25 protein-coding genes are annotated in these 24,574 nt (G+C 68.9%); 12 read left to right on the forward strand and 13 right to left on the reverse strand.

Annotated elements, in window-relative coordinates; genetic code table 11:
• Window positions 1–37: 37 nt before the first annotated feature.
• From NYO99_RS11095 to NYO99_RS11110, 4 genes are read right to left on the reverse strand one after another with little or no spacing between them, the layout of a single operon-like run.
• Window positions 38–2,236 carry a protein kinase domain-containing protein gene (locus NYO99_RS11095; protein WP_268167243.1) on the reverse strand — a complete coding sequence of 733 codons (2,199 nt, stop codon included), beginning with the start codon at window positions 2,234–2,236 and terminating at the stop codon, window positions 38–40.
• A 9-nt stretch (window positions 2,237–2,245) separates the two neighbouring features.
• On the reverse strand, window positions 2,246–2,839 hold the full coding sequence (locus NYO99_RS11100) for an ECF-type sigma factor (protein ID WP_268167244.1): 594 nt from the start codon (window positions 2,837–2,839) through the stop codon (window positions 2,246–2,248).
• 26 nt (window positions 2,840–2,865) lie between these two features.
• Window positions 2,866–4,110, reverse strand: coding sequence for a patatin-like phospholipase family protein (locus NYO99_RS11105; protein ID WP_268167245.1), 1,245 nt, complete (start codon window positions 4,108–4,110; stop codon window positions 2,866–2,868).
• Window positions 4,111–4,133: 23 nt separating this feature from the next.
• The gene (locus NYO99_RS11110) at window positions 4,134–4,835 is read right to left on the reverse strand and encodes a phasin family protein (protein WP_268167246.1); all 702 of its coding nucleotides are present in this window, start codon (window positions 4,833–4,835) and stop codon (window positions 4,134–4,136) included.
• 183 nt (window positions 4,836–5,018) lie between these two features.
• On the opposite strand from NYO99_RS11110, the gene NYO99_RS11115 reads away from it, so the two are divergent.
• From NYO99_RS11115 to NYO99_RS11125, 3 genes are all read left to right on the forward strand, one after another.
• Window positions 5,019–7,013: an SDR family oxidoreductase gene (locus tag NYO99_RS11115; RefSeq protein ID WP_268167247.1), complete on the forward strand. Its 1,995-nt coding sequence runs from the start codon at window positions 5,019–5,021 to the stop codon at window positions 7,011–7,013.
• A 62-nt stretch (window positions 7,014–7,075) separates the two neighbouring features.
• Window positions 7,076–7,621, forward strand: coding sequence for a GNAT family N-acetyltransferase (locus NYO99_RS11120; RefSeq protein ID WP_268167248.1), 546 nt, complete (start codon window positions 7,076–7,078; stop codon window positions 7,619–7,621).
• Window positions 7,618–8,850 carry a saccharopine dehydrogenase family protein gene (locus tag NYO99_RS11125; protein ID WP_268167249.1) on the forward strand — a complete coding sequence of 411 codons (1,233 nt, stop codon included), beginning with the start codon at window positions 7,618–7,620 and terminating at the stop codon, window positions 8,848–8,850. Before NYO99_RS11120 ends, NYO99_RS11125 begins: the two co-directional genes overlap by 4 nt.
• An 18-nt stretch (window positions 8,851–8,868) precedes the next feature.
• On the opposite strand, the gene NYO99_RS11130 is transcribed toward NYO99_RS11125, so the two are convergent.
• From NYO99_RS11130 to NYO99_RS11140, 3 genes are all read right to left on the reverse strand, one after another.
• The gene (locus NYO99_RS11130; protein WP_268167250.1) at window positions 8,869–9,360 is read right to left on the reverse strand and encodes a hypothetical protein; all 492 of its coding nucleotides are present in this window, start codon (window positions 9,358–9,360) and stop codon (window positions 8,869–8,871) included.
• A 78-nt stretch (window positions 9,361–9,438) separates the two neighbouring features.
• Window positions 9,439–9,933, reverse strand: a complete 495-nt coding sequence (locus NYO99_RS11135; protein ID WP_268167251.1) for an outer membrane lipoprotein — start codon at window positions 9,931–9,933, stop codon at window positions 9,439–9,441.
• A 102-nt stretch (window positions 9,934–10,035) separates the two neighbouring features.
• Window positions 10,036–10,593, reverse strand: coding sequence for an HNH endonuclease (locus NYO99_RS11140; RefSeq protein WP_268167252.1), 558 nt, complete (start codon window positions 10,591–10,593; stop codon window positions 10,036–10,038).
• A gap of 248 nt (window positions 10,594–10,841) precedes the next feature.
• Here NYO99_RS11140 and NYO99_RS11145 point away from each other — a divergent pair, with 248 nt between their 5' ends.
• From NYO99_RS11145 to NYO99_RS11180, 8 genes are read left to right on the forward strand one after another with little or no spacing between them, the layout of a single operon-like run.
• A complete protein-coding gene (locus NYO99_RS11145) occupies window positions 10,842–11,525 on the forward strand; it encodes a TetR/AcrR family transcriptional regulator (protein ID WP_268167379.1) in 684 nt (227 codons plus the stop codon).
• Window positions 11,526–11,560: 35 nt separating this feature from the next.
• Window positions 11,561–13,351: an acyl-CoA dehydrogenase C-terminal domain-containing protein gene (locus NYO99_RS11150; protein ID WP_268167253.1), complete on the forward strand. Its 1,791-nt coding sequence runs from the start codon at window positions 11,561–11,563 to the stop codon at window positions 13,349–13,351.
• Between the two features lie 49 nt (window positions 13,352–13,400).
• Window positions 13,401–13,826 carry a DUF2147 domain-containing protein gene (locus tag NYO99_RS11155; protein ID WP_268167254.1) on the forward strand — a complete coding sequence of 142 codons (426 nt, stop codon included), beginning with the start codon at window positions 13,401–13,403 and terminating at the stop codon, window positions 13,824–13,826.
• A gap of 25 nt (window positions 13,827–13,851) precedes the next feature.
• Window positions 13,852–16,248: a 3-hydroxyacyl-CoA dehydrogenase/enoyl-CoA hydratase family protein gene (locus tag NYO99_RS11160; RefSeq protein ID WP_268167255.1), complete on the forward strand. Its 2,397-nt coding sequence runs from the start codon at window positions 13,852–13,854 to the stop codon at window positions 16,246–16,248.
• Between the two features lie 11 nt (window positions 16,249–16,259).
• Window positions 16,260–16,751 (forward strand): DUF4442 domain-containing protein, encoded by a 492-nt coding sequence (locus tag NYO99_RS11165; protein ID WP_268167256.1) that lies wholly within the window; start codon window positions 16,260–16,262, stop codon window positions 16,749–16,751.
• A gap of 11 nt (window positions 16,752–16,762) precedes the next feature.
• On the forward strand, window positions 16,763–17,977 hold the full coding sequence (locus NYO99_RS11170) for an acetyl-CoA C-acyltransferase (RefSeq protein ID WP_268167257.1): 1,215 nt from the start codon (window positions 16,763–16,765) through the stop codon (window positions 17,975–17,977).
• A 3-nt stretch (window positions 17,978–17,980) separates the two neighbouring features.
• Complete coding sequence (locus NYO99_RS11175; protein WP_268167258.1) at window positions 17,981–18,514, forward strand: DUF1569 domain-containing protein; 534 nt, start codon at window positions 17,981–17,983, stop codon at window positions 18,512–18,514.
• A gap of 13 nt (window positions 18,515–18,527) precedes the next feature.
• On the forward strand, window positions 18,528–19,292 hold the full coding sequence (locus NYO99_RS11180; RefSeq protein WP_268167259.1) for an enoyl-CoA hydratase: 765 nt from the start codon (window positions 18,528–18,530) through the stop codon (window positions 19,290–19,292).
• A gap of 66 nt (window positions 19,293–19,358) precedes the next feature.
• Here NYO99_RS11180 and NYO99_RS11185 read toward each other — a convergent pair whose 3' ends face one another.
• From NYO99_RS11185 to NYO99_RS11195, 3 genes are all read right to left on the reverse strand, one after another.
• Window positions 19,359–19,955 carry a phage tail protein gene (locus NYO99_RS11185; protein WP_268167260.1) on the reverse strand — a complete coding sequence of 199 codons (597 nt, stop codon included), beginning with the start codon at window positions 19,953–19,955 and terminating at the stop codon, window positions 19,359–19,361.
• A 68-nt stretch (window positions 19,956–20,023) separates the two neighbouring features.
• Complete coding sequence (locus NYO99_RS11190) at window positions 20,024–20,827, reverse strand: hypothetical protein (RefSeq protein ID WP_268167261.1); 804 nt, start codon at window positions 20,825–20,827, stop codon at window positions 20,024–20,026.
• 204 nt (window positions 20,828–21,031) lie between these two features.
• Window positions 21,032–21,454, reverse strand: a complete 423-nt coding sequence (locus NYO99_RS11195; RefSeq protein WP_268167262.1) for an acyl-CoA thioesterase — start codon at window positions 21,452–21,454, stop codon at window positions 21,032–21,034.
• A 73-nt stretch (window positions 21,455–21,527) separates the two neighbouring features.
• Between NYO99_RS11195 and NYO99_RS11200 the strand changes: the two genes are divergently transcribed.
• On the forward strand, window positions 21,528–23,303 hold the full coding sequence (locus NYO99_RS11200; RefSeq protein WP_268167263.1) for an ABCB family ABC transporter ATP-binding protein/permease: 1,776 nt from the start codon (window positions 21,528–21,530) through the stop codon (window positions 23,301–23,303).
• 27 nt (window positions 23,304–23,330) lie between these two features.
• On the opposite strand, the gene NYO99_RS11205 is transcribed toward NYO99_RS11200, so the two are convergent.
• The 3 genes from NYO99_RS11205 to NYO99_RS11215 all read right to left on the reverse strand — a co-directional run bounded on the left by NYO99_RS11205 (window position 23,331) and on the right by NYO99_RS11215 (window position 24,571).
• On the reverse strand, window positions 23,331–23,642 hold the full coding sequence (locus NYO99_RS11205) for a hypothetical protein (protein WP_268167264.1): 312 nt from the start codon (window positions 23,640–23,642) through the stop codon (window positions 23,331–23,333).
• 63 nt (window positions 23,643–23,705) lie between these two features.
• Entirely contained in the window at window positions 23,706–24,320 is a 615-nt protein-coding gene (locus NYO99_RS11210; protein WP_268167265.1) for a UPF0149 family protein, read from the reverse strand.
• Window positions 24,321–24,331: 11 nt separating this feature from the next.
• Entirely contained in the window at window positions 24,332–24,571 is a 240-nt protein-coding gene (locus NYO99_RS11215; RefSeq protein ID WP_268167266.1) for a hypothetical protein, read from the reverse strand.
• Window positions 24,572–24,574 lie beyond the last annotated feature (3 nt).

A 24,574-nucleotide genomic window follows, 5' to 3' on the forward strand; every position in this document is an offset into this window, starting at 1 on the left:
CTGCACATCGCTAGACGGAATCGGAGGGGGGGAACTGTCAGCCGCCGCGCAGGAAGCCCTCGCGCGCGGTGCGGATGCGCGCCAGGCCCAGCGGGTCGCCGTCGGCCTCGTGGGCCTGGGCCCAGCGCAGCGCGGTGTCGAAGGCGGCACGGGCGCCGGCGCGGTCGCCGCTGGCGGCCAGCGCCTGGGCCAGGCGCAGCTGGGTCTGGGCGGCCAGCGGATGGCCGGCCTCGCCGGACTCCTCGGCGCATTGCAGCGCCAGCCTCAGCTGCCGGATGGCCTCGACCGTCTGACCGGCGCGCAGCAGCACCCAGCCGTAGTCGCGCAGCACCCGGTGGCGGTTGCCGGTCAACTCGCCGAAATGGCGCACGGCCGCCGCGTCGCCCAGCCGCATCTGGGCCAGGGCCTCGTCGGTGCGGCCCTGGTCCATCAGCGCCAGGCCCAGGATGCCGTGGCGGCGAAACGCCGAGGCGTGCGCGGGGTCCAGCGACACGCGGGCCAGCCTTTCCGCCTCGGTGGCCCGCCCCGCCGCCAGCTCGGCCAGCGCCAGGTTGGCGAAGTAGACGCTGCTGCGTGTCGTCAGCCGCGGCAGGTCGGGCTGTGCCGGGTCTTGCCCCTGGCTGGCCAGCAGGCGCTGCAGGTGGGTTCGGGCGCGTTCGGGCTCGCCCAGGTTGGGCAGCACCAGGCCGAAGGCGTTGTCGATGTGGGCCACCCGCTCGCCCTCAGGCGCGGCGGCGCGCTGCCAGGCTTCGATGGCCCGCAACGCCTCGCGGTAGCGGCCCAGGCGGTTCAGCACCGACACATAGGCGTTGTACAGCTCGGGCAGGGGCGCGGCGTCGCCCACCTGCTGGTAGTCCGCGATGGCCTCGCGGAACAGCTCGGCGGCGCGCGCCGTCTGGCCCACGTTCTCCAGCACCAGACCCAGCTTGAAGAGCAGGGGCGCGCGCTGACGGGGCCGATCGGCCAGGTCGCGCTGCAGCCGCTCGTGGCCGCGCTCCAGCAGCGTCAACGCCCGCAGCTCGGACGCGCGGGCGCGGGCGTAGGCGTCGGCGTCACCGAACATGTTGACGAGGAAGTCGGTGACCTCGCGGGCCGTGCGCGCCTCCTCCTGGGCCTGCAGCTCGGCGGCGCGGGCGCGGTCGCGCTCCAGCGCCAGCTGCCAGGTGAAGAGACCGGCGGCGGTCAGGGCCGCGGTGGCGGCCAGCCACCAGGGCCAGCGCCGCTGCAGCAGCTTGGCCGCGACGTAGAGGCGGCGCCGGCCCAGCGCACGGACGGGCTGCTGCAGGCGAAAGCGCTGCAGATCACGCTGCAGCGAGCCCACGTCGCCGTAGCGGTCCTCGGGCCGCAGCGCGGTCGCGCGGGCCACGATGGCTTGCAGCTCGGCGCGCCGGCCGCGGCGCAGCGGCCGCGGCAGGTCCGCCAGCAGCGTGGCCAGCAGGCAGCCCAGGCTGTAGACGTCACCGGCCACGGTGGGCGCCTGGCCGGCCGCCTGCTCGGGGCTGGCATAGCCGGGCGTGTGCCCGCCGGCGCCTGACTCCTGCTGGCCTTCGATGTGGGCGATGCCGAAGTCCAGCAGCCGCAGCCGGCCGTGGCGGTCCACCAGCACGTTGCCGGGCTTGAGGTCGCAGTGGATGACGAGCTGCCGGTGCGCATGGGCCACGGCCTCGCACAGCGTCTGCAGCAGCGCCAGGCGGTCGTCCAGCGGCAGCGCGTGGCGGGCGCACCAGCGGTCGATGGGCTCGCCGTCCACGTACTCCATGACCAGGAAGGGCCAGCCCTCGGGCGTCTGGCCGCCGTCCAGCAGTCGGGCGATGTGGGGATGCTCCAGGCCGGCCAGGATCTGGCGTTCGCGGGCGAAGCGGGCCACCGCGTCGGGGCTGAGGCCCAGGCGCACCAGCTTGAGCGCGGCCTGCTGCTGGTAGGCGCCGTCCGCCCGCTCGGCCAGGAAGACGCGGCCCATGCCGCCCTCGCCCAGCGGCCGCACCAGGCGCCAGGCGCCCAGCTGCTCGCCGGGCTGGAACTCATGGCCCAGCCATTGCGTCGCAGCATGCGCGATGGGGGCGGCGAAGTGGGTGGTGCGCGCGCTGGCGGCCAGCAGGTCCAGCACCTCGGCGCGTTCCTGCTCGCTGAGGTCCGAGGCCTGCAGCGCGGCCTGCTGGGCCTGGCGGTCGGGCAGCTCCAGCGCGGCCATGAACTGGGCCTTGATGCGGGCGTGGCTGAGCGTTGCGTCGGCCATCGCCTGTTGTCAGCCGCCGAGCTGCTGGCGGCCCAGCTGCTGCGCGAGCCAGGCGCGGGCGAACCGCAGCTCGCGGTCCACCGTGGCGACCGAGGCGTCCAGCACGGTGGCGATGTCCTCGCGCTGCAGGCCGCCGAAGTAGGTCAGCTGCAGCACCTCGGCCGCGCGCGGGTCGCGCCGCTGCAGCTGGTTCAGCAGCGCGTCCAGCGTCAGCAGGTCGGCGGCCATGTCCTCGTCGCCGTGGGCGTCCAGCGTGTAGGTGACGCGCTGCCACTCGCCGCCGCGCTTGTCGGCCTGGCGGGCGCGGGCGTGGTCCACCAGCACCGAGCGCATGGCCAGCGACATGGAAGCGAAGAAGTGCCGCCGGTCCTGCCAGTCCTGCGGTGACTGCATCAGCTTGAGCAGGGCCTCGTTGAGCAGGTCGCCGGCGCCCAGCGACGGCGTCTCGGCGCCGCGCAGCCGCGCACAGGCCATGCGCCGCAGCTCGTCGTGGACGCCGCTGAGCAGCGTGGCCAGCGCCGCCCGGTCGCCCTGCTGCCAGGCCTGCAGCATGCGGGTGATGGGCCGGTGGTCGGCGCTGGCAGTGACGGGCGGGTTGTGCATGGCGAAATGTTGCCATGCCGCGGACTTCATCCGTGTCGCGCTTCCAGGGTGCTGAGGCTGCCGCGCAGCGAGCGCAGCGCTTGCTCCAGCCGGGTTTCGCCGCGGGCCGGCAGCAGGCGGGCTTCGCGGTTTGCCAGCAGGTCTTCGCGCAGCGTCAGGCCGGCGCGGGCGAAGCGGGGCCCCAGCGTGGCGGCGCGCTCGCGCAGCAGCGCCCGCGTGACCTGGTAGGCATGCTCGGCCAGGTGGCGGCGCTGGCGGTAGCTGAAGGTGTTGGCGAGGAAGAACTCGGCGTCGCGCGGGTCGGGCTCCACGAGCACGATGTCGGTCTGCGGGTGGCTCAGCTCGTAGCCACGCAGGCCCAGCTCCAGCCGCGAGTGGATCAGTGAGCGGAAGGTCTGCGACAGCACCAGCGGCAGGCCGCCGTCCACCAGCCGGTGGATGTGCGGTTGCAGCGCGCGGCCAGCCGGGCGGCCCAGCTTGCGCGCCAGGCCGCGGGCACGGCGGGAGCGATCCTCCCGTGCGGTGGAGCGGCGGTCACTGGCGTAGGGCACCAGCGGGTTCAGGCAGATCAGCAGGTCCAGCCCGCGATCCAGCAGCACGGAGGCGTGCAGCGTCTTCTTCAGCGCGCCGTCTACGTAATGCCGGCCGCCGATCTGCACCGGCGGGAACAGACCCGGCAGTGCGGCACTGGCCTGCACGGCACGCGAGATGGGCACGTCGTCCCAGCCCGGCGCACCGAAGGGCACGGCCTCGCCGCTGTCCAGGTCGGTGGCCACCAGCACCAGCGGGCGGCGCAGGCGGCGGAAGTCGTTGCTGCGGCCGGGCTGCGTCAGCACGCGCGTCAGCGCCTCGCCGAAGCGCTCGCTGCTGAGCAGGCCGGTGGGCAGCACGCGGCCCAGCCGCTCCAGCGCGCCAAGGCGTGAGCGGCCTTCCAGCAGCACCTCGCGCGCCGCGTCGGCCATCAGGCCTGGCAGCAGGCGCAGGCGTTGGCCGAGCTCGGACCAGGCCGGCTGCAGCAGTTCCGCGGGGTCGAAGCGGTCCGGCGCGTCGGCGCTGTTCTCGATGAAGGCGGCGCAGAGCTGGCGCGGCGTCATGCCGTTGGCCAGGCCGGCTGCGATGAAGCCGCCTGCGCTGACGCCGATGTAGCCGTCGCAGGCGGTGAAGTCCAGGCCGTCAATGGCCTCTTCGAGGGCGCACAGCGCGCCCACCTCGTAGATGGCTCCGAGCGGGCCACCGCCCGCCAGGGCCAGGCCGATGCGTGGCTGGCTCATGGGCGGGACGCGTCAGCCCGTGCTCAGGCCTGAGCGGTGGGCTCGGCCTTGGGGGCCACCGGGGCGGCAGCGGCCTTGGGAGCAGCCGCCTTCTTGGCGGCCGGGGCCTTCTTGGCGGGCGCGGGCGCGGCCTTCTTGGCCGGTGCGGCCGGCTTGGCAGCCGCGGCCTTCTTCACCGGCGCGGCAGCAGCTTTCTTGGCGGCCGGTGCCGGCTTGGCAGCAGCAGCCTTGGCGGCCGGCTTGGCAGCCGGCTTCTTGGCAGCCTTGGGGGCGGCCTTCTTGGCCGGCTCCACGCCGGTGGCCACGGCCAGGGCGTCGATGCGCTTGATCAGCGCGTCGATGTCGCTCTTGGTGGGCACGCCCAGGCCCTGCAGCGCCTTGGCGACGCGGGCTTCGAAGATGGATTCCAGCTTGTCCCACTGCTGGCCGGCCTTGGCGCCGACGTCGCTGGCGACACCGCTGACTTTGCTGGCCACGGCGCTGAGCTTTTCTTCAGCGGCGGATTGGGTCTTCTTCTGCAATTTCAGTCCTTCGGAGACGAGGGCCTCGAAGACCTTGGAGCCTTCGCCCTGGGCCTTGGCGAAGGAGGCGAGACCGGCGGCCCAGATCTGCTGGGCGCTGTCCTTGACGTTCTGAGCCATCGCGCTGTCGAGCAGGCCGGCCGGGAAGCCGGTGGCGGCAGCAGCCTTTTTCTTGTCAGCCATCTTCTGGAGCTTCTTGACCATGGGTGTCCTTTCGAGTGTGCGGATTCGCCAAGTCACTTTAGCCTCGACATGCCGTGGCAGCGCGGCCATTCCTAGTGAGAGGGCTCTACGCGCCCCCTCGGGAAAGTGCCCAGCGGGCACCCTCTGGCACTGGTGAAGAATCAGGCGAAACCCGCCCTCGATTCCTACAAGCAGGAGACCCGCATGCAGTATTTCGTCACCGGTGCCACCGGCTTCATCGGCAAGCGCCTCGTCAAGAAACTGCTGGCGCGCCGGGGCAGCACGGTCCACTTCCTGATGCGCGAGGAGAGTGCGGCCAAGCTGCCCGACCTGCTGGCCTACTGGGGCGTCAGCAAGACGCGCGCGATTCCGGTCTACGGTGACCTGACCGCCAAGAAGCTGGGCGTGGCCGCCGACGTCATCAAGAGCCTGAAGGGCCAGATCGACCACCTCTACCACCTTGCTGCGGTCTACGACCTGGGCGCCGATGAGGAGTCGCAGGTGGCCGTCAACATCGAGGGCACCCGCTCGATGGTGGAGTTTGCGCAGGCCATCGATGCTGGCCACGTGCACCATGTGAGTTCCATCGCCGCGGCCGGCCTGTACGAGGGCGTGTTCCGCGAGGACATGTTCGACGAGGCTGAGAACCTCGACCACCCGTACTTCATGACCAAGCACGAGAGCGAGAAGATCGTGCGCAAGGAGTGCAAGCGGCCGTGGACGGTGTACCGCCCCGCGCTCGTCGTCGGCGACTCCACCACCGGCGAGATGGACAAGATCGACGGGCCTTACTACTTCTTCAAGCTGATCCAGCGCATGCGCCAGATCCTGCCGCCGTGGATGCCCAGCGTGGGCCTGGAGGGCGGGCGCATCAACATCGTGCCGGTGGACTTCGTCGTCGAGGCGCTGGACCACATCTCCCACAAGGTCAGCAAGGGCCAGGGCTGCTACCACCTCGTGGATCCCAAGGGCTACCGCGTCGGCGATGTGCTGGACATCTTCAGCAAGGCCGCGCATGCGCCGAAGATGAACCTCTTCATCAACGCCGCGCTGATGGGCTTCATCCCCAAGAGCGTCAAGAAGGGCCTGATGGCGCTGGCGCCTGTGCGCCGCATCCGCAACGCGGTGATGAAGGATCTCGGCCTGCCCGAGGACATGTTCACCTTCATCAACTACCCGACGCGCTTCGACTGCCGCGACACCGAGGCCATGCTCAAGGGCAGCGGCATCGCCTGCCCCGACCTGAAGGACTACGCCTGGCGGCTGTGGGACTACTGGGAGCGCCACCTGGACCCGGCGCTGTTCATCGACCGCTCGCTCAAGGGCGCGACCGGCGGCAAGGTGGTGCTGGTGACAGGCGGCTCCTCGGGCATCGGCCTGGCGGCAGCCATCAAGTTCGCCGAGGCCGGCGCCATCACGCTGATCTGCGCGCGTGACCAGATCAAGCTGGACGAGGCCGTCAAGGAGATCAAGGACAAGGCGGGCAAGGGCGCCCAGGTGCATGCCTTCGCCTGCGACATCGCCGACGAGGAAGGTGCGGCCAAGCTCATCCAGTGGTGCACCGAGAACTTCGGCGGCGTGGACTTCCTCATCAACAACGCGGGCCGCTCCATCCGCCGCGCCATCGAGAGCAGCTACGACCGCTTCCACGACTTCGAGCGCACCATGCAGCTGAACTACTTCGGCTGCCTGCGCGTGACCATGGGCCTGCTGCCCGGCATGGCGGCCAAGCGCCGCGGCCATGTGGTGAACATCAGCTCCATCGGCGTGCTGACGAATGCGCCGCGCTTCAGCGCCTACGTGGCCAGCAAGGCCGCGCTGGATGCGTGGACGCGCTGCGCGTCCAGCGAGTTCGCCGACACCGGCATCACGTTCACCACCATCAACATGCCGCTGGTGCGCACGCCCATGATCGCGCCCACCAAGATCTACAACAACGTGCCGACGCTGTCGCCGGAAGAGGCCGCCGACATGATTGCCGAGGCCTGCATCAACAAGCCGGTGCGCATCGCCACGCGCTTGGGCATCTCGGGCGAGCTGCTGCACGCCGCCGCGCCGCGCATCGCGCAGATCGTCATGAACACCAGCTTCCGCATGTTCCCCGACAGCGATGCAGCCAAGGGCGAGAAGGGCGGCAAGGGTGGCTTGTCGCCCGAGGCCATTGCGCTGCAGCAGATGATGCGCGGCATCCACTTCTGACGAGGCACACTCGCATCACGGCCCGGCTTCGGCCGGGCTTTTTCGTTCAGGGACCCCGCACCATGCTCAGAGGACAACGCGTCGGCCTGCGCCACGTCACCGAAGAAGACCTGCCCTGGCTCAAGCGCACATCCAGCGACCCGCAGATCCGCGGCCCCTTCATGGGCACGCGCATGATGACGCCACACACGGTGGAGCAGCGCTGGAAGGACAACGGCTTCTCCGGTGAGGACGCCGAGCGCCTGCTGATCTGCCACCTCATCGACGGCAGCGTCATCGGCGACGTGGTGCACTTTGCGGCGGCCCGCTACACGACGGCCCGCGAGATCGGCTGGACGATGGCGGACATCTCCATGCGTGGCCAGGGCCTGACCACCGAGGCGGCTGGCCTGCTGGTGGATTACCTGTTCGAGAACTGGCCGGTGAACCGGCTGTCCTGCGGCATGTCCGTGCACAACCACGCGTCGCGGCGCGTGGCCGAGAAGTGCGGTTTCCAGCACGAGGGCATCCAGCGCGGCATCGTGTTCGTGGCCGGTGAGTACGTGGACTGCCATGCGCTGAGCCTGCTGCGCAGCGACTGGCTGGCCATGAAGGGGGTGGCCCGATGAGCGCGTCAGCCCGCGAGTTCGACCTCGTCGTCTTCGGCGCCACCGGCTTCACCGGCCGGCTGGTAGCCGAGTACCTGCACCTCAGCGGCGCGGCCGGCGCGCGCTGGGCCATCGCCGGGCGCAGCCTGGACAAGCTCGCCCGGGTGCGCGACGAGTTGCACCTGCCACCGTCCGTCGCGCTGCTGAAGGCGGATGCTGGTGATGCGGCCGTGCTGAAGGCCCTGGTGGCGCGTACGCGCTGTGTCATCACGACCGTCGGCCCGTACCAGCTGCATGGCGAGCCGCTGGCCACGGCCTGCGCCGAGGGCGGCACGGACTACGTGGACCTCTGCGGCGAGCCGCTGTGGATGGCGCGCATGATCGACAAGCTGACGCCGCTGGCTGCAGCGAGCGGCGCGCGCATCGTGTTCTCTTGCGGCTTCGATTCCATCCCCTTCGACCTCGGCGTGGTCTACCTGCAGGCCGAGGCGCAGTCGCGCTTTGGCGGCGCGCTGCACGAGGTGCGCGGGCGTGTCGCGCGGCTGAAGGGCGGTGCGTCCGGTGGCACGCTGGCCAGCATGATGGAGACCATCGAGGCCGTGCGGCGTGAGCCCGGCCTCATGAAGCTGCTGGCCAACCCTTTTGCGCTAACGCCCGGCTTCAAGGGCCCGCGCCAGCCCGATGACCAGCGCGTGGCCTTCGACGACTGGGCCGACGCCTGGGCCGGCCCGTTCGTGATGGCCACCATCAACACCAAGAACGTCCACCGCAGCAACGCGCTGCGCGGCCACCCCTGGGGCGAGGATTTCGTCTACAGCGAGAAGCTGCTGACCGGCCGCCCCGGCCAGGGCGACAAGGGGCGCCGCCGGGCCACGGTGCTGAAGTGCATCACGCAAGCCCAGAATCTGCTGCTGGGCATCGGCCCGACGCGGGCACTGCTGCGCCGGTTCGTGCTGACGCAGCCTGGCGACGGTCCCGATCGCGCAGCGCGCGAGGCCGGCCGCTACGAGGTCTGGTTCACCGGCCGCTCCAGCGGCGGCAAGCTGCTGCGGGCCATCGTCAAGGGCGACCGCGACCCGGGCTATGGTTCCACCTGCAAGCTCATCAGCGAGACCGCGCTGTGCCTGGTCCAGGACGTGGGCCGCGACGTCACGCCCGGTGGCGTGTGGACGCCGGGCGCGGCGATGGGCCTCGCGCTCGCACGCCGGCTGCAGGCGCGCGCCGGCTTGAGCTTTGAGATTGCGCCCTGACGGGGCTGTGCAGGCCCGTCAATCGCGCCCAGCCGGGCGCTCGAAACCGGCGTCCACCCAGGCCTCGGCGGCCGACTGGGTGAAGCGGAAGTGGGCGCCGACCTTGACCTGGGCCAGTGTCTCGCCGGCCGTGTCGAAGGCGCGCAGCCAGGCGTAGGGCTCGTCCTCGGCCGGCACGATCTCGAGCGTCACCTTGATCCAGGTGCCGTCGCGGGCGACGTGCAGCGCCTTGTTCAGCTGCGCGTGCAGTTGCTGTTCATGGCGGCGGATGACCTCGGAGGCCGTCTTCACCAGCGTGTTGAATGCGGCGCTGTCCAGCGGCTTGGGGTTCTTCTTGTCGCGGCCCATGGTCCAGGGGCCGACCAGGGCAGGCTCGCTTTCGCCGGCCTTGAACATGGCCACGGCCCAGCCCTCGTCGTCCTCGTTCTTGATGACCTGGGCGGTCCAGCCGTTGTCGCGCCACAGGCGGGCTTCGTGGAGTGGTTCGTCGGTATCGAGGGCGTCGGACATGGGGGCGGAAGGGGGCAGAAATGGCAATGGCGGGCCGAAGCCCGCCATTGTCGATGGCCATCGGGCCGGCTGATGGTGTCAGCTCTTGCCGGTCGCGGCAGGCGCGGGCGTCACGGCCGGGGCGCGCGTCACGCGGGTCTTGCCGCCGGTGGTCACCAGCACGACCGGGTCGCCGCTGTTGAAGGTCTCGTTGCCCTTGGCCTGCACGATGGAGCGGCGTTCGCCGTTGCGCAGTTGGACGATGATCTCCAGTGCGTCTTCCTGGGTGGCGGCGCGCTCGATGGCATTGCCGATGACGGCGCCGGCCACGGCGCCGAGCACGCCAACAATCTGGCCCTCACGCCGGCCACCCACGCTGCTGCCGGCGATGGCGCCGGTCACGCCGCCGGCCACGGCGCCCACGCCGCTCTGCGAGCCGTCCACGGTGACGGGGCGCGAGGACAGCACGGTGGCGTCCTGCAGTTGCGACATGCGCTGCGCGTCGCCGCGCTTGACCACGTCAGGATTGGTGGTCGAGCAGGCCGACAGGGCGACGGCGGTGACGAGGGTGAGGACGGTGAAGAGTTTGGACATGGTGCGGGTCTCCTTGGGCACGACATCTGCCCAACGCGCCGAATTGTCAGGCCGTTGACGTGAGTGCCCGGTCGGCTACAACTCTTTACGCGCCGCGTGCGCTCAGCCGTGCAGCCGGCTGGAGCGCGGCACGCTGGCGAGCAGGAACTCCATCTGGTCGGCCAGGATGCGGCGGCCGCGCAGGATCATGTCCTCGTGCAGGCTGGGCACGTAGGGCAGGTAGAGCAGGCTCATGTGGGCCTCCTCGGGCAGGCGGCTGCCCTTGCGCCCGTTGCACGGGCGGCAGGCGGTGATGCAGTTCATCCAGCTGTCGGCGCCGCCGCGCGAGGTGGGCTGGATGTGCTCGCGCGTCAGGTCTTCCGGCAGGCAGCGGTGGCCGCAGTAGGCGCAGATGAAGCGGTCACGCACGAACAGCTTGCTGTTGCTCAGCGCCGGTGCCTGCCGCCAGGCCCGGCTGGGCACGGCGCCGCGCACCGCGATGATGGGGTGCACCTCGATGCGCGACTGCCGCCCGGTGATGCGCTGCAGCCCGCCGCGCAGCACCTGGCAGGGGTCGCCGAGCGTCCAGGCCACGCCGTCGCTGGCGTAGATCACCGCCGCCTCGCGCGTGCTGATCCAGGCCTGCGGCCGGCCGGAGACATCAAGTTGGAGCACGTCCACAGAGTCACACCTCCTGTGCGCAGCCTAGCGAGAACCGGGCCAGTGCTCAAGCGTGGTTCCATGACAAGGGGCTGTGCAGCGGCCGTTCGGGTCTACCCTAGGTCGGCGTGCGTATTAGGCACATCACCCTAGGATTTCGTGGGGGCAAGCTGGCGCTGTCACGCGAGCGACCTGCAAAATAGAACGACCGTTCGTTTTATTCCTGCCCCGTGTCCTCGCTTCCCGTCCCCGCCAAGAAAGCCGCCCCGCTGCGCGCCGCCAAGCCGGTGCGTGTGGCACGTTCCCTGCAGAAAGGCCAGCAGACCCGCGCCGCCATCCTCGAGGCCGCGTTGGGCTTGGCGTCGCACATGGGGCTGGAGGGCCTGTCCATCGGCGCGTTGGCGGATGTGACGGGGATGAGCAAGTCCGGCGTCTTCGCGCACTTCGGCTCGCGCGAGGAATTGCAGATCGCCGTGGTCACGGAGTACCACGCCAAGTTCGAAGAGGAAGTCTTCTTCACCGCAATCCGTGAACCGCGCGGTCTGCCGCGCCTGCGCGCGATGTTCGAGCGCTGGGTGCGCCGCGTGTCGGTCGAAGTCGATTCCGGCTGCATCTACATCAGCGGCGCGGTGGAGTTCGACGACCGGCCGGGCCCGGTGCGCGATGCGCTGGTGGCCATGGTCAAGGCCTGGCACGCCGCACTGCAGAAGGCAACCCAGCTGGCCATCGCCGAGGGGCATTTGCAGGCCGATGCAGACGTCGAGCAGATCTGCTTCGAACTGCACGGGCTGATCTTGTCGTTGCATCACGACGCGCGCTTCATGCGCATCCCCGGCGCGCTGGCGCGGGCGGGGGTGGGTTTTGAGCGAACGATGCAGTACTACGCCACGCCCGCCGGCCTCGACATCGAGGCGGCGCTCAAGAGTTCCAAGACCAGCGCCGCCAAGCGCTGACCCTTCCCATCCACCGACCGCTCCAGGAGTACCCGATGCCCCAGTACAACCCGCCCCTGCGTGACATGCAGTTCGTCATGCACGAGCTGCTGAACGTCGTCGATGAGCTGAAGATGCTGCCCGGCCACGAGGACATCGACGCCGACACGATCAATGCGGTGCTTGAAGAAGGTGGCAAGTTCGCCGCCGAAGTCATCGCCCCCATCAACCTGAGCGGCGACGCCGAAGGCTGCACGCTCGACAAGGCCACCCACGAGGTCACCGCGCCCAAGGGTTTCAAGGAAGCCTACAAGCAGTACGTTGACGGTGGCTGGCCCGCGCTGTCCTGCGACCCCGACTACGGCGGCCAGGGCCTGCCGCACACGGTGAACCAGTTCTTCTACGAGATGCTGAATTCGGCCAACCAGGCCTGGACGATGTATCCCGGCCTGAGCCATGGCGCCTACGAGGCCCTGCATGCGCACGGCACGCCCGAGCAGAAGGCGCTGTACCTGCCCAAGCTGACCAGCGGCGAGTGGACCGGCACGATGTGCCTGACCGAGCCGCACTGCGGCACGGACCTGGGCCTGCTGCGCACCAAGGCCGAGCCGCAAGCCGATGGCACCTACAAGATCACCGGCGCCAAGATCTTCATCTCGGCCGGCGAGCACGACCTGGCCGACAACATCGTCCACCTGGTGCTGGCGCGCCTGCCGGACGCCCCGGCAGGCTCCAAGGGCATTTCGCTGTTCATCGTGCCCAAGTTCCACGTGAACGCCGACGGCAGCCTCGGTGAGCGCAACCCGATCTTCTGCGCTGGCCTGGAGCACAAGATGGGCATCCACGGCAACGCCACGGCGCAGATCGTGCTGGAAGGCGCGACCGGCACCATGGTGGGCCAGCCCAACAAGGGCCTGGCCGCGATGTTCGTGATGATGAACGCCGCCCGCCTGGGCGTGGGCAACCAGTCGCTGGGCCTGACCGAGGTGGCCTACCAGAACGCCGTGGCCTACGCCAAGGATCGCATCCAGATGCGCGCCTTGAGTGGCCCGAAGGCGCCGGACAAGGCGGCCGACCCCATCATCGTGCACCCCGATGTGCGCAAGATGCTGCTGACCGCGCGCGCCTTCGCCGAGGGTGGCCGCATGCTGCAGGCCTACACGGTGCTGCAACTCGACAAGGCGCTGAAGAGCGATGACGAGGACGAGCGCAAGGAAGCCGACGCCGAGGTCGCGCTGCTGACGCCCATCATCAAGGCCTTCATCACCGACAACGGCTGGCTGGCCACCTCGCACTGCCTGCAGGTGTTCGGCGGCCACGGCTTCATCCACGAGTGGGGCATGGAGCAGTTCGTGCGCGACGCGCGCATCAACATGATCTATGAAGGCACCAACACCATCCAGTCGCTGGACCTGCTGGGCCGCAAGGTGCTGGGCAACAACGGCGCCACGCTGAAGAAGTTCGGCAAGAAGATCGCCGCCTTCATCGAGGAAGAGGGCACGAATGAAGCCATGCAGGAGTTCGTGAACCCGCTGGCCGACCTGGGCGACAAGGTCAACAAGCTGACGCAGGAAATCGGCATGAAGGCCTTCGGCAACCCCGACGAAGTCGGCGCTGCCGCCGTGGACTACCTGCGTGTCGTGGGCCACATGACGTTTGCCTACTTCTTCGCCCAGGCGGCCAAGATCGCGCTGGCCAAGCAAGGCAGTGGCGACCCGTTCTACACCGCCAAGCTGCACACGGCGCGCTTCTACTTCGCCAAGCTGCTGCCTGAGACAGCGTCGCTGATCCGCACCTGCCGCGCCGGCCTGTCGCCGCTGATGGCGATGGACGAAGCCCTGTTCTGACCCCGGCCTCACCGCTGAACGATTCACTGGACGACAAGGACAACGCCCGATGAAATCCCTGTTCGCTGCTGCACTGCTGCTGCCCACGCTTGCCTTCGCGCAGGCCACCCCCGTGGGCCTCTGGAAGACCATCGACGACGACGGCAAAACCGCGAAGTCGCTGGTCCGCATCAGCGAACAGGCGGGCACCTTGGTCGGCAGCATCGACAAGCTGCTGGACCCCGCCGCGCAACCGGACGCCAAGTGCGACAAGTGCGCGGACGACCGCAAGAACCAGCCCGTGGTCGGGCTGCAGATCATCCGCGGCGTCAAGGGCGAGGGCGATGGCATCTGGGGCGGCGGCGAGATCCTCGACCCCAACAACGGCAAGACCTACCGCACGCGCTTGAAGCCCGTGGACGGTGGCAAGAAACTGGAGATGCGCGGCTACATCGGCCCCTTCTACCGCACGCAGACGTGGATTCGCGTCGAGTGAGCTGAACACCTTTAGGAGATATCCCATGAGTCGATTCCAAGTCCGCAAGGTCGCCGTGCTCGGCGCCGGCGTGATGGGCGCGCAAATTGCCGCGCACCTCGTCAACTGCAAGGTGCCGGTCGTCCTGTTCGACCTGCCCGCCAAGGAAGGCCCCAAGAACGGCATCGTGACCAAGGCGGTCGAGGGCCTGAAGAAGCTCAAGCCCGCCCCGCTGGGCGACAGCGCGGAAGCCGCGCTGATTCAGCAGGCCAACTACGAAGAGCACCTGGACGTGCTGAAGGGCTGTGACCTCATCATCGAGGCCATCGCCGAGCGCATGGACTGGAAGCTCGATCTGTACACCAAGATCGCGCCGTTCGTCGCCCCGCACGCCATCGTGGCGTCCAACACCTCGGGCCTGAGCATCACCAAGCTCTCCGAAGTGCTGCCCGAAGAAATCAAGCCGCGCTTCTGCGGCATCCACTTCTTCAACCCGCCGCGCTACATGGCGCTGGTGGAGCTGATCAACACCCCGACCACGCAGCCGGTCATCCTCGACCAGCTCGAAGCCTTCGTCACCACTGCGCTGGGCAAGAGCGTCGTGCGTGCCCATGACACGCCCAACTTCGTCGCCAACCGCGTCGGCATCGCCGGCATGATGGCCACGATGATCGAGGCCGAGAAGTTCGGCCTGTCGGTCGACGTGGTGGACGACCTGACCGGCAAGAAGCTGGGCCGCGCCTCCTCCGGCACCTTCCGCACCGCGGACGTGGTGGGCCTGGACACCATGGCCCACGTCGTCAAGACGATGCAGGACAACCTGAAGGACGACCCGTTCTACAGCACCTACGCCACGCCCAAGGTACTGGCCGGCCTGATCGAGAAGGGCGCCCTGGGTCAGAAGACCGGCGCCGGCTTCTACAAGAAGGTGGGCAAGGACATCCAGCGCCTGGACTTCGCCACGGGTGAGTATGTCGCCGGCGGCAAGAAGGCCGACGAGATCGTCGCCCGCATGTTGAAGAAAGCCCCGGCCGACCGCCTCAAGCTGCTGCGCGAAAGCACCAACCCGCAAGCCCAGTTCCTGTGGGCCATCCTGCGCGACAGCTTCCACTACGCCGCCGTGCACCTGAACACCGTGGCCGACACCGCCCGCGAGATCGACTTCGCGATGCGCTGGGGCTTCGGCAGCAGCCAAGGCCCGTTCGAGCTGTGGCAAGCCGCCGGCTGGAACCAGGTGGCCGGCTGGATCGCCGAAGACATTGCCGCGGGCAAGGCGCTCAGCACCGAGCCGCTGCCGGCCTGGGTCACGTCCGGCCCCGTCGCCGACGCCGGTGGCGTGCACACGCCGCAAGGCTCGTGGAGCGCCGCCGAAGGCCAGTTCAAGCCGCGCAGCGAGCTGCCGGTCTACAGCCGCCAGGCCTTCCGTGAATCGCTGCTGGGCACCGGCGCCGCCGACCCCCTCAAGAGTGGCACCGAGCTGTTCAAGAACGACGAAGTGCGCGTCTGGACGCTGGATGGCAAGGTCGTCATCGCCTCCATCACCGCCAAGCTGCACCTGATCAGCCCGGCCGTGACCGAGGGCCTGATCAAGGCCGTCGAGATTGCCGAAGCCGACTATCAAGGCATGGTGATCTGGAGCCCGGACGACGTGTTCTCCGCCGGCGCCAACCTGGAAAGCCTGATGCCCGTCTTCATGAAGATGGGCAGCAAGGGCATCGCCCCGGAAGAGAAGAAGCTGCAGGACGCGATGCTGCGCATCCGCTACGCCTCGGTGCCGGTGGTGGCTGCGATGCGTGGCCTGGCGCTGGGCGGCGGCTGCGAGCTGGCCATCCACTGCGCACGCCGCGTGGCGCATGTCGAGAGCTACGTGGGCCTGGTGGAAGTGGGCGTGGGCCTGGTGCCGGGTGCCGGCGGCCTGACCTACATCGCCCGCCGTGCCGCCGAGATGGCCGCGGCCGGCAATGCCGGTGCCGACATCCTGACCTTCCTGAAGGACGGTTTCCTGACCGCCGCCACGGCCAAGGTCGCCACCTCCGCGCACGAAGCCAAGAAGAACGGCTTCCTGCTGGACAGCGACGTGATCGTGCCGCACAAGGACGAACTGCTGCACGTGGCCACCGCCACCGCGCTGGGCATGGCCGAAGCCGGCTACCGCCCGCCGCACAAGGCCCTGTTCCCGGTGGCCGGCCGCAGCGGCATCGCCACCATCAAGGGCCAGGTCGCCAACATGCGTGACGGCGGCTTCGTCAGCGCCCACGACTACCACCTGGCCGCGGCGATTGCCGACGTGGTCTGCGGTGGCGAGGTCGAGGCTGGCTCCCTGGTCACGGAGGAGTACCTGATGGCCCTGGAGCGCAAGCACTTCTGCTCGCTGCTGGACAACCCCAAGACGCAGGAACGCATCATGGGCATGCTGCAAACCGGCAAGCCGGTGCGCAACTAAGCAGGTCTGCGGTGAATCGGCTTCAACGCACCCTCGCCAAGCTGGACGGCCTGCCCGCCCCGCTGCGCGGCGCTGCGCGCAACTTCGCGCTGCGGCGGGCGGTGCCCCTCACCGGCACGGCGGGGCTGGACTTCGTTGCGCTCACGCCCGAGCGCAGCGAGATCCGCATCGCCAACCGGCGCCCCGTGCAGAACCACATCCGTGGCGTGCACGCGGCGGCCATGACGCTGGTGGCCGAAACCGCCACCGGCATGGTGGTGGGCATGAACGTGCGAGACGACTGCCTGCCGCTGTGCAAGAGCTTGAACGTCGCGTTCAAGAAGCGCGCGACCGGGGCGCTGCGCGCCGAAGCGCATCTGACGGCCGAGCAGCGTGCGCTGCTCGCGTCGCAGACCAAGGGTGAGGTGACGGTGGCCGTGACGGTCACCGATGAAGCCGGCATCGAGCCGATCCAGTGTGAATTTGTCTGGGCCTGGGTGCCCAAAGAGAAGCCCCAGGCTTGAAAGGAAAAGTCATGAGCAAGCAAGTCCAAGACGCCTACATCGTCTCCGCCACCCGTCTGCCGATCGGCAAGAGCGGCCGCGGCTATTTCAAGAACACCCGCCCGGACGAGATGCTCGTCAAGGTGATGCAGGCCGCGCTGGCCCAGGCCCCGGGCCTGGACCCCGCCGCCATTGAAGACGCCATCGTCGGCTGCTCCTTCCCCGAAGGCGAGCAGGGCATGAACATCGCCCGCGTGGCCTCGGTGCTGGCCGGCCTGGGCAACACCATCGGCGGCGTGACCGTGAACCGCTACTGCGCGTCGGGCATCACCGCCGTGCAGATGGCCGCCGACCGCATCCGCGTGGGCGAGGCCGACGTGATGTTCGCCGGTGGCGTGGAGTCCATGTCCATGATCCCGATGGGCGGCAACAAGCCCAGCCTGTCGCCGCTGATCTTCGAGAAGGACGAGAACATCGGCATCGCCTACGGCATGGGCCTGACGGCCGAGAAGGTGGCCGCGCAGTGGAAGATCAGCCGCGAAGCGCAAGACGCGTTCTCGGTGGAATCGCATCGCCGCGCCGTGGCCGCCATGCAGGCCGGCCACTTCGCCGCCGAGATCACGCCGTTCGACGTCATCGAGCGCACGCCCAACCTGGCTGACGGTTCGGTCAACGTCAAGACCCGCACCGTGAGCCTGGACGAAGGCGCCCGCCCCGACACCTCGCTGGAAGGCCTGGCCAAGCTCAAGCCCGTGTTCGCCGCCAAGGGCAGCGTCACCGCCGGCAACAGCTCGCAGACGTCCGACGGCTCGGGCGGCCTGCTGATCGTCAGCGAAGCCGCCCTCAAGCGCTACAACCTGACGCCGCTGGCCCGCTTCGTGTCGTTCGCCGTGCGCGGCGTGCCGCCCGAGATCATGGGCATCGGCCCGATCGAAGCGATTCCCGCCGCGCTCAAGGCCGCCGGCATCTCTGCCAAAGACCTGGACTGGGTGGAACTGAACGAAGCCTTCGCTGCACAAAGCCTGGCCGTGCTGAACGACCTGGACAGCAAGGGCATCGAGCTGGACCGCGCCAAGGTCAACCCCAACGGTGGCGCCATCGCGCTGGGCCACCCGCTGGGCGCCACGGGCGCCATCCGCGCCGCGTCGGTCATCCACGGCCTGCGCCGCACCGGCGGCAAGTACGGCATGGTGACGATGTGCGTGGGCGCCGGCCAAGGCGCGGCCGGCATCTTCGAGCGTCTGTAAGCCATGGACCGCCGCCGCGCGCTGAAGACCACGACGGTGTTGCTCGCGGCGGCGCCGCTGGCCGGTTGCTCGGGCCGGCTCAAGGCCTTTGCGACTTGGCAGCAGGGCCGCCAGGCCGTGCTGGAGCTGCTGTTCCAAGACCGTCTGGTGCAGGGCAACCCTTGGAACTTGAGCCAAGTCCTGCAGCACCTGGCGCAGAGCATCGAGTTCTCCATGCAGGGCTTCCCGGTGCTCAAGGGCGCCTGGTTCCGCTCCACGGTGGGCTCGGCGGCGTTTGCCGTGTTCAGCGGCCGGGGCGAGATGAGCCACGATCTGAGCGAGCCCATCCCCGGCGCACCCGCGCTGGATGCGGCCCAGTCGCTCAAGGATGCGGTGAACCGTTTGCTGGCGGCCATGGACGCGTTTGCTGAATTCAGCGGTACGCTGCGGCCCCATTTCGCCTACGGCGAGCTGACCAAGGCGCAGTACGAACGTGCGCACCTGATGCACCTGGCCAACCACTGGACCCAGTTCCACGCCAGGACGGCACAGGCCTGAACCGGAGAGCCCGATGACCATCAAGACTTACACCGTCAACGGCGTGGCGACCCTCGAGATCGCCCGCCCCGAGAAGAAGAACGCCATCACCCAGGCCATGTATCAGGCCATGGCGGATGCGCTGCGCGCAGCCGATGCCGACCCCGCCGTGCGCGCCGTGCTGATCACCGGGCAGCCCGGCATCTTCACGTCCGGCAACGACCTGGAAGACTTCATGGCCGGCCCCGTGCGTGGCGAGGATGCGCCGACCTTCCAGTTCATGCATGCGCTGGTGGATTGCGGCAAGCCGGTCATCGCCGCGGTGACCGGTGCCGCCATCGGCATCGGCACCACCATGCTGCTGCACTGCGACTTCGTGTTCGTGGCGGACGAGGCCCGCCTGGCCATGCCCTTCGTGGGCCTGGGCCTGGTGCCCGAGTTCGCATCCAGCGTGGTGGTGCCTCAGCTGATGGGCAATGTGCGCGCGGCCGAGAAGCTGCTGCTGGGCGACCCGTTCACCGGCGAGCAAGCCGTGGAGTGCGGCATTGCCAACCGCGTGCTGCCGGGCAGTGAGGTGCTGAACCACGCCCGCCGCGTGGCCGAGCGCTTCAACACGCTGGCGCCGGGTGCCGTGCGCGACAGCAAGAAGCTGATTCGCGACCCGCAACGTGAGGCGGTGAAGGCTGCCATCACGCGCGAGGCGCAAATCTTCGGCGCTCGCCTGCGCAGCCCCGAGGCGATGGAAGCCTTCCAGGCCTTCTTCCAGAAGCGCGTCCCTGATTTCTCGAAGTTCAGCTGAGCACCTCAGACGGGTGTCGAGACACGCCGTCCGCGGCCCGCTGGTTCTCTGTGCGCCGGTCTGGCCTCAGTCGCGCGAGGGGAAGACGCCCTGCAGCGCAATGCACATCTTGAGGCCGAGGTAGGGGTTGCGCGTGGGCACGGGCTGGCTGCCGCCCGCAGTTGCCACCGTGATGGCACTCGCGCCCAGGTTCGTGTCCGCCGCCCCGCTGCTGTAGATGTTGGAACGTGCCAGCTTGGCCGGCACGGCATTGGCGGGGCTGTCGGTGGTGCCGGCAGCCGTTGTGCCGCGAACCACCGCCGCGTGGCTGTGTACCGGCATCTGGCTGACATTCAGGGTCACCGTCTCGGTGCCCGCCTTCTCGCCGAGTTCGACCGGGGACAGGCCGGACCCCTGTCCGGCGCCGATGGCGCTGCGCCCGCGCAGATCAGGCAGTGCGAACGTTGACTGACCATTGCCGCCGTATGTCGTTCCCAGGATGGCGAACAGCGCCGAGTTCTGGCTGATCGGCAAGATCTGGCCGGCGGCCTCGGCATAGCCTCGCGGGCAGAAATTGCCCGCGAACATGCAAACCGAACCCAGCATGGGTTCAAGGGCGCAAGTGGCGTGAGCCGCCGGTGCCAGCAGGGCAGCAGACAGCGGGATCAGGTAGCGCAGGGTCATGACAGGCCTCCGGGGTGATGGACGTGATGGCGAGACTTGCGGGTCAACCCGACCCGCGCGGGGCTGGGTCAGCCGCGGACCTTGCGGACCAACCCCAACAGGCACAGCGCCGTCAAAGCCAACGGCAGGCTGGCCGGCAGCGGCAGCCTGCCTGGGTCGTCACCGCTGGCGTCGATGCGTTGCAGGCTGATGAAGGCATCAAGCCCGGCGCTGAAGTTGCCTGCCTCAAACACGCCGCCCTCCATCTTCTGCAGCGCCGTGAAATAGCCCGACTGACCTGGTGCCAGGGTGATGGAGAAGGTGTTGGCGGCGCTTGCTGCGGCCTTGTTGTTGCCGGGGTTGAGCGTGTCGGTGAAGAAGTCGGTGTAGATCAGTTCGGTGTTGGCCGCGTCATAGACGCTGAGCGAGGAGGCCGCGTAGGCGTCGCCACCGCTGGCCTGTACCAGGTTGCCTTGCCCGTAGGCGGCTTGGAACAGGATGGTGAAGGTCTGGGTGGCTGAGGTGTTGCTCAGGTCGATGCGGTAGTCGGCAAACACCGGCCCGGCGGTCATGTCGGGGGCAGTCCGGCTGCTCAACGTTCCGCTGGCTGACAGGGCTGCGCCGATGCCATCGCCCGTGGCCGTGAAGGCGCCGGACAACGGGCCACCCGCGGGTGTGTCGTTGAAGACATGGCCGGTGGCGATGCCGCCGCTGAGCAGGCTGAGCTGCCCCGTTTGCGTGGCGCCTCCCGTGGGGGCGGCAGAGTTGGCCAGGTCGAAGCTGACTTGGCCGGAGATGCTCAGGCCTGCAGGTAACGGGGCGGCCTGGGCTGTGACGCCAGTCAGTACCAGTGCGGCGATCAGGCCGAGACGGGAACGCGAGAGGAAGGACATGCGAATCTCCCTGAAAGGCGATGTCCAAGCGTCAGCAGAAAGCATGCCGACGGCGGTTTTCCTTTGCGAGTCAAAGACTTGCGCTGCCTGTGGCGCAGCGCCTGCGCCCAGGTGGCAAAACTGCTGACATCGGGAAACTCGGGCTTGAAAACCGCCGAGGTGCGCGGCGGTGGCCAGCCGCCCGCGGGCCCGCAGCGAGCGGCCTCAGGCCGGCGTGGGCTGCGCCGGATTGACCAGGCGCGGCTTGCCGTCGCGGTCGATGGCCACGTAGGTCAGGTTGGCCTCGGTGACCTTGACGACGTGCAGGTTCTCGGGGTCGCGCTCGGCGAACACTTCCACATGCACCGTGATGGAGGTGCGGCCCACGCGGGTGACGGTGGCGTAGAAGCTCAGCAGGTCGCCGATGGAGACAGGCTGCTTGAACGTGAACTCGTTGACCGCCACCGTCGTGATCCGGCCGCGCGACAGCCGGGCCGGCAGGATGGAGCCGGCGATGTCCACCTGCGCCATGATCCAGCCGCCAAAGATGTCGCCATTGGCGTTGGAGTCGGCTGGCATGGGCATCACGCGCAGCACGAGCTCGCGGTCGCCGGGTTTGTGTTGGGCGGGGATGGAATCCTGGGGCATGTCGTTGAGTGGAGAGAATCCGGCGTCCATATTGTCGGGCCTGCACTTGCGATCCTCTTCTTCAGCACCTTCCATGCCATCGGGCGCCTCTGTCGTGCGCGGCGACTGGGGCACTGTCGCCCGGCTGCTGCCCTACCTGTGGCACTACCGCTGGCGCGTTGGCCTCGCCCTGGCCTTCATGGTGGGCGCCAAGCTCAGCAACGTCGGCGTGCCCGTGCTGCTCAAGCACCTCGTCGACAGCCTGGACCTCAAGCCCGGTGCGCCTCAGGCCCTGCTGGTCGTGCCGATGGGGCTGCTGCTGGCCTATGGCGCGCTGCGGCTGTCCACGTCGCTGTTCACCGAATTGCGTGAGCTGATCTTCGCCAAGGCCACCGAGGGCACGGCGCGCAGCATCTCGCTGCAGGTGTTCCGGCATCTGCACGACCTGTCCCTGCGTTTCCACCTGGAGCGCCAGACCGGCGGCATGACGCGCGACATCGAGCGCGGCACGCGCGCCGTGCACTCGCTGATCAGCTACTCGCTCTACAGCATCGTGCCCACGCTGATCGAGGTGGTGCTGGTGCTGACGCTGCTGGGCGTGCAGTTCGACGTCTGGTTCGCCGGCATCACGGTGGCGGCGCTGGCGGTCTACATCGCGTTCACCGTCGTCGTCACCGAATGGCGCACCAAGTTCCGGCGCCAGCTCAACGAGCTGGACTCGGTGGCCCACAGCCGCGCCATCGACTCGCTGCTGAACTACGAGACGGTCAAGTACTTCAACAACGAGGGCTTTGAAGCCGGCCGCTACGACGAGAGCCTGGAGAAGCTGCGCCGCGCGCAGCTCAAGAGCCAGACGACGCTGTCGCTGCTCAATACCGGCCAGCAGCTCATCATCGCGACGGCGCTGGTGCTGATGCTGTGGCGGGCCACGCAGGGTGTGGTGGACGGGCGCCTGAGCCTGGGAGACCTGGTCATGGTCAATGCGTTCATGATCCAGCTCTATATCCCGCTGAACTTCCTGGGCGTCATCTACCGCGAGATCAAGCAGGCCCTGGCCGACATCGAGAAGATGTTCATCCTGCTGGACCGCCAGCGCGAGGTGGCCGACGCGGCGGATGCGCGCGAACTGGCCGTCAGCGGCGCCGCCGTGCGCTTTGACAACGTGCACTTCGCCTACGACCCGGAGCGCCCCATCCTGCATGGCGTCAGCTTCGAGATCCCGGCGGGCAAAAAGGTGGCCGTCGTCGGCCCCAGCGGCTCCGGCAAGAGCACGCTGGCGCGGCTGCTGTACCGCTTCTACGACGTCGGCGCCGGCTGCATCAGCATCGACGGACAGGACATCCGCACCGTTACCCAGGCCAGCCTGCGCAAGTCCATCGGCATCGTGCCGCAGGACACCGTGCTGTTCAACGACACCGTGGCCTACAACATCGCCTACGGCCGGCCGGGTGCCAGCCCGTCCGAGGTCGAGGCCGCGGCGAAGGCCGCCCACATCCACGGCTTCATCGCCGCCACGCCCAAGGGTTACGACACCATGGTGGGCGAGCGCGGGCTGAAGCTGTCAGGCGGCGAGAAGCAGCGCGTGGCCATCGCCCGCACGCTGCTGAAGAACCCGCCGCTGCTGATCTTCGACGAGGCCACCTCGGCGCTGGATTCCACCAATGAGCGCGCCATCCAGGCCGAGCTGGAGGCCGCCGGCCAGGACAAGACCGTGCTTGTCATTGCGCACCGCCTGTCCACGGTGGTGGACGCGCACGAAATCCTGGTGCTGGAGCAGGGCCACATCGTCGAGCGAGGCCGGCATGACGCGTTGCTGGCCCGCGGCGGCCGTTATGCGGACATGTGGCGGCTGCAGCAATCCGCCGGCTGAAGCGCCGGGGATGCCGCGGACGCGCCGTCAGTGCGGCTTCTTGGGCTTCTCGAAGCTCTTGGGGCGGTAGACGTTGCCGTCCCACTCGCCCTCCACGCGGCCGCTCTGGGCGGACTCGCGGGCGCGGCGGATCACGCGTTCAGCCTCCAGCGCGGCAGCGCGGGTCTGGCGCTGGCGTCGGCGCCAGCCGGTCGCACGGTCGATCTGCGCCCGCAGCGTGTCACCCAGCCGTGCAAAGGCGGCATCCACGCGGCGGCGCAGCCGGTCGGGCAGGGCCATGTGCACGGCCAGCGCGATGCAGGTGGCGAGGCCCAGGGCGGCGAGCACGGTGTTGAGCATGGCGGGAGTGTGAAGCAAAGCCGGGGCGGCATCCACCTGTGTTGAGGGGATGCTGCCTGCGGATCACGCTTTCTGGTGAATCGCCCACAACGCCAGCATGGCGTCAGGAATGCCGCGGCTGGCTTCGTCACGCGCCTCGGCGCCGGCCTCGGCCAGCGCGCCATCGGGGCTGCCCAGCGCGGCGATGGGCGCCAGCAGCGGCGCCGTGGCGCCACCCTCGAACAGCGGCGCCCAGGCCTCGGGCGCCAGGTCCACGGCGGTCAGGAAGCCGGCGGCCCAGTCCTCGGCGTCGGCGTACTCGGTGTCCTCGTCCTCGCCGTCGGCGAAGCTGAAGATGGGCTCCCAGGCCTGCGGACGCTCGGCCCAGGCCAGCGCGATGGACTGCAGGTGGCGCAGCACCAGCATCACCACTTTCTTGCGTTGCTTGCCGCTGGCGAAGGGTGCGTTGTCATCGCCCTCGCCGTCGCCGCCCCAGATCACCGGCAGCCAGTCGGCGCCCGGCACGTCGGCCAGCGCACGTCCGGGCGTCAGCAGCAGGCCGGCGAGGTAGCCGTCCAGCGCCTCGATGTTGAGGGTGCCGTCCGCGGGCAGCTCGGCCAGCAGTTCGTCGAGGTCGTTCAGCTCCTCGTCAGACAGCGGGCGGTTGTCGGAGGCGGGGTTGTAGTGGGGGTAGTTCATGGGTGGGGTTCTCAGCCGTGGCGACCGTGGCGGCTCTTGGGTTTCTTGGCATCGAACTCGGCCAGTTGCGTCTTCAGCAGTGCCATCAGCACGCGGGCGTTCTGCTCGGTCATCACCAGCATGCTGCTGGGTTCCATGCCTTCCAGGGGCTCGCGGTGGGACACGAGGGCGTCCACCTTGAACAGCACCTGGCCATGGATGTTGTTGGCCGCAGCCTTGAACTTCTGGATCTCGATCTGATGCGTCTTCATGCG

This window comes from Roseateles hydrophilus, from assembly GCF_026712245.1.
GTDB classification, from domain to species: Bacteria; Pseudomonadota; Gammaproteobacteria; order Burkholderiales; family Burkholderiaceae_C; genus Pelomonas; species Pelomonas hydrophilus.